This window comes from Streptomyces cahuitamycinicus (assembly GCF_002891435.1).
In the GTDB taxonomy this organism is placed as follows: domain Bacteria; phylum Actinomycetota; class Actinomycetes; order Streptomycetales; family Streptomycetaceae; genus Streptomyces; species Streptomyces cahuitamycinicus.
Genome location: NZ_POUC01000535.1, coordinates 1 through 4,589 on the forward strand (window position 1 = coordinate 1; position 4,589 = coordinate 4,589).

The window sequence follows — 4,589 nt, forward strand, 5'->3', positions numbered from 1 at the left end:
CACCTCCGCCGCGACCTTCCCCGCCCGCACCCCGGCCACCAGCTCCGCGTGATCCGCCTCGGTCCGGTCCGCGTAGGCCACGGCGAAGTCCGCCATCGCCTCGTCCAGCTCCTCGTTCTTGCCGCAGTACCCGGCGATGAGCCGGGGATCGGCACTGTGTGCGTGCGCTCGGGCCAGGAGCGCGCCGGTCATGCGGCCGTAGTCGTCCATCTGGTCGGCGGCCAGCGCGGCCGGATCGACGCTGCCCTTGCGGTTGCGGAACTGGCGGACCTGGAAGGGGAAGCCGTCGACCGTCGTCCAGCCCAGCAGGTTGTCGCTCACGACCTGCATCCGCTTCTGGCCCATCACGACCCGCCGCCCCTCGTGACCGGCCTCCGGCGTCTCGAAACCGGCGGTCACCAGATGCGGCACCAGCGCCGACGCCCGCGCCTCCTTCACCTGGAGCACCAGCGGCTCCCCCCGGTGGTCCAGGAGCAGCACGACGTAGGACCGGGTACCGACACTGCCCGTGCCGACGACCCGGAAGGCCACGTCCTGCACGGCGTGCCGGGCGAGGAGCGGCAGGCGGTCCTCCTGCAGGGTGCCGACGTACTCCTCCAGCGATGCCGCCACGGCCGCGGCCTCCGCGTCCGGAACCCGTCGCAGCACCGGCGGGGCGTCGACGAAGCGGCGTCCCCCGTCTTCGGTGGTCTCGGTCGATTTGGCCGCGAAGCGGCCGCTGGTGTTGTGGCGGGCCTTCTCGGCGACTCTCTCCAGTGTGCCGAGCAGATCATGGGCGTCCGTGTGGGAGACGAGTTCCTCGTCCGCGATGGCGTTCCACGCGTCGAGCACCGGGAGTCTGGCCAACAGCCGCATGGTCCTGCGGTAGGCGCCCGCCGCGTCGTAAGCCGCCTTGCGGCACTGGTCCTCGTCGGCGCCCGCCACCCGGCCCGCGAGCACCAGGGAGGCCACCAGACGCTTGAGGTCCCACTCCCAGGGGCCGGGCACCGTTTCGTCGAAGTCGTTCAGGTCGATGACCAGGCCGCCGCGCGCGTCGCCGTACAGGCCGAAATTGGCCGCGTGGGCGTCGCCGCAGATCTGGGCCCGGATCCCGGTCATGGGCGTGCGCGCCAGGTCGTACGCCATGAGGCCCGCCGAGCCGCGCAGGAACGCGAACGGGGTGGCGGTCATGCGGCCGACCCGGATCGGGGCCAAATCGGGCAGCCGCCCGCGGCCGGACTCCTCGACGGCGCTCACCGCGTCGGGCCGGGACGCGTCCAGGTCGAGCGTGGCGTGCGCGCTGCGCGGGATCCGCTTGCGCAGGGCCTTGCCCTCGTCCTTGGGCGAGCCCTCGGCCGGCCACTCGGCGAAGCCACGCACCTTGGGCAGCCGGCGTGGCGCCCCGTCCCTCGCCGTGGCCCCGTCCTCGTCCTGAGCTCCAGCCCTGGTCATCCCGACCGCCTCCCCCGCACGCGCACGAACATCAACTCGTGCCGACCGTACAACCGGCGGCCGAAACGCGTCAGACCCTGTGGACAACTCCACAGCTGTGGACAACCCGTGCCGGCCCGCGCTGCGGTGGCTCGCTACGCCCCTGAGGGCACCGAAGGCACCGAGGGCACCGAGGCCTCCGCCTCCACGGCCACGGCCGCTTCCTGCTCCATCCGCACCTGCGCCAGCAACCGATCGGCCCGGTCCGCGGAGATGTCGAGCCGGGCCAGCACCGCTGGCACGGTGATGCTGGGCAGGAAGTGCTCGAACAGTACGACGACACGGCGCTCCAGATCCTGCCGCTGGCAGCGCAGCTGGGACAGCAGCTGCACCCCGGAGAAGCTGCCGACGAGCAGCTCCGCCGTCTCCGCCACGTCGACGTGCTGCAGCAGCTCGCCCCGCGCCTTCGCCTCGGTCAGCAACTGCGTGTTCTGGTCGATCCACATCCGGAAGGCCGGGGTGCGGTCGAGGTCCATGGCCCCTTGGTCGAGGGCGAGCCCGACGCTGGCCCGCACCAGCGGTTCGGACCGCAGCCGACGTGCCATCACCAGGCCGGAGTCGACTAGTTCCTGGAGCTTGGTGGACTGCGGCGGGAGCGCGATCGCGAGCTGCTCCTCGAACACTCCTACCGCCAGCTCCTCCTTGGAGCCGAAGTGGAAGTACAGCGCGCCCTTGGTGACGCCTGCCCGGTCCAGGATCTCGCCGATGGTCGCCGAGGTGTAGCCGCGTTCGTCGAAGACGGCCGCTGCCGCCTCCAGGATGGTCCGCCGGGTGCGGATCGCGCGCTCCTGTCGCGCCATCGGTGCCTCCTGAGCTTGGTCGATCCCTGTGAAGTCGCTGTGTGGCGAGGGCGCGAGAACCTGTCCCAGCGGCTTGGCTCACCCTTTGAAAAAAACCGGCTCGTCCGTATCTTAGTCAAGCGTCGATCGCGGCCAGGCAGCCGATCCTGGGGGTTCTCATGCCGCAGACAGGGCCTTTAAGCGCACTCACGGAGGATCAGACCGGACGCGGGGGCCGTCCGGCAAACGGAACCGCTGCGGCCGTCGAGAATCCGCCACACCACACCGTCCCCCGAGAGACGGCACCACCGAGTCCCGCCACCGACGACCCCGCACCCTCGGGGACCGCCACCGAGGAACCCGCCGCGTCACCGACTGCCTCCGAGAAACCCGCCCCCACAGCAACCGCCTCCGAGAAACCCGCGCCCTCAGCAACCGCCTCCGAGAAACCCGTACCGCCGTATCCCGTCACCGGCCGCCCCGCCCCCCACTCGCACACCACCGCCGTCACCCGGCAACTCGCCCATCGCACCACTGAGACGGACGTCTTCCCCGCCCGGTGGACCCGAATCTCCGACACCCGTTTCCGGTTCACCGCGCAGTGGCCGGCAGCCCACCCCTTCTTCGGCCCCGTCGACGACCGGCACCAGGACCCGATGATCGTGGGCGAAACGTTGCGGCAGGCCTCGATGGTGCTGGCGCATGCCGAGTTCGGCGCCCCGGCCGACACCCACTTCGTCATGTGGGACCTGACGGTGCGCGTCGACCCGACCGCGCTGCTGCTGGCGGAGGCCTCCGAGCCGGTCGAGTTCGACGTCGTGTGCTCCGAGATCCGCCGCCGCGGCCGCGGACTGCGCAGCATGCGGACGACGATGGAGTTCCGCCGCGCCGGACGGTTCGTCGCCCGCGGCACGGGAAGCACCGGCTGCACCTCACCGCGCGCCTATCGCCGCCTGCGGGCGGGGCGGCTGAACGCCCTGGACACGCCGGTTCCACTCCTGGCGGGCATAGCCCCGCAAGCCGCGGGACGGTCCCGCGCCGAGGACGTCGTCCTCGCCCCCGCCGACCGCCCCGGCGTCTGGAACCTGCGCGTCGACACCGGACACCCGGTCCTCTTCCCGCGGCCCAACGACCACGTCCCCGGCATGGTCCTGTTCGAGGCGGCCCGCCAGGCCGCGACCGCCGCGTCCGGCTTGCGCCCCTTCCTGCCGGGCACGCTGACGGCCGAGTTCGCCCACTACGCGGAGCTGCACAGTCCGTGCCGGATCGAGACCGAGGTCTTCGACGAGCGCCCCGGGGAGGTGACCGTACGGGTCTCGGGGCGGCAGGACGGCGCGTCCGTCTTCACCGCCAGCCTGACCGCCGCCCGGCCGGAGCGGGTACGGTCCCTGTCGTGACGGTCAAGGTTCTGGTCACGGGCGCGAGCGGCTTCGTCGGCAGCCGGGTCGCGGCCACGGCACGACGGCAACCGGACGTCCACGTACGCCTGTTGTCCCGGCACGCGCCGCAGGGCCCCGAGTACGTCCACGGCGACCTCTGCGCCCCGCCCTCCCTGCGCGGGGCCTGCGCGGACACCGACGTCCTGGTGCACTGCGCCACACAGGTCGGCGGCGACGCCGAAACCGTCCAGGCGGTCAACGACCACGGCACCCGTGCCCTGGTCGAGGAGGCCGTGCGCGCCGGAGTACGCCGGATCGTGTACGTCAGTACGGCCGCCGTCCACGGCCGGGGCCCCTTCCGCGGCGTACGCCCCGGGGAGGTGCCGATCGCGCCCGCGTCACCCACCAGCCGCACCAGGGCCGCCGCCGAACGGCACGTCCTCGACGCGGGCGGCCTGGTGCTGCGCCCGCACCTCGTGTACGGCGAGGGCGACCGCTGGGTGATCCCCGGGCTGGTGTGGTTGATGAAGGAACTGTCGGCCCCCCTGACCGGCTGCGAGGCGCTCCAGTCGATGATCGACGTCGACACCCTGGGACGTGCGGTGGTGGCCGCCGCGCTCTCCCCTGCGTCCGGCGGCGGTGTGCACCATGTCAACCACCCCGAGCCGGTGCCCGTCGCGGACCTGCTGGCCGCCGTTTCCCGGGAGCTGGGGGAGCCCGGCGGCGGTACGGCCGTGGACGTCGTGACCGCCCTCGACCGGGCCGCCGGGTCACCGCTCGCCCTTCACCACCTCGGCATGCTCACCGTCGACCACTGGTTCGTGGACGACGCGTTCTGGAAGGACCTCGGCTGCTCGCCCGGTGAGGGGTTCGCGGCCGCGTTCACCCGCGCGGCGCCCTGGTACCGCGCGTTCCTCGACGGCCGGAGGGTTTCCTGATCGCCTCCTTCTCCCCCTCCCCC

Annotated in this window: 4 protein-coding genes; 2 read left to right on the forward strand and 2 right to left on the reverse strand. The window is 72.5% G+C overall.

The annotated features are described in order from the left end of the window. On the reverse strand, positions 1 to 1,431 hold a 1,431-nt coding region (locus C1J00_RS38560; RefSeq protein WP_102913545.1), incomplete at its 3' end, for a DUF2252 domain-containing protein. 134 nt (positions 1,432 to 1,565) lie between these two features. Next, on the reverse strand, positions 1,566 to 2,270 hold the full coding sequence (locus tag C1J00_RS38565) for a ScbR family autoregulator-binding transcription factor (protein ID WP_102913546.1): 705 nt from the start codon (positions 2,268 to 2,270) through the stop codon (positions 1,566 to 1,568). Positions 2,271 to 2,428: 158 nt separating this feature from the next. Here C1J00_RS38565 and C1J00_RS38570 point away from each other — a divergent pair, with 158 nt between their 5' ends. Together C1J00_RS38570 and C1J00_RS38575 are read left to right on the forward strand one after the other, a co-directional pair. Next, positions 2,429 to 3,646, forward strand: coding sequence for a ScbA/BarX family gamma-butyrolactone biosynthesis protein (locus tag C1J00_RS38570; RefSeq protein ID WP_281262793.1), 1,218 nt, complete (start codon positions 2,429 to 2,431; stop codon positions 3,644 to 3,646). Continuing rightward, complete coding sequence (locus C1J00_RS38575) at positions 3,643 to 4,566, forward strand: NAD-dependent epimerase/dehydratase family protein (protein ID WP_102913547.1); 924 nt, start codon at positions 3,643 to 3,645, stop codon at positions 4,564 to 4,566. The genes C1J00_RS38570 and C1J00_RS38575 overlap by 4 nt, the downstream gene beginning before the upstream one ends. Positions 4,567 to 4,589 lie beyond the last annotated feature (23 nt).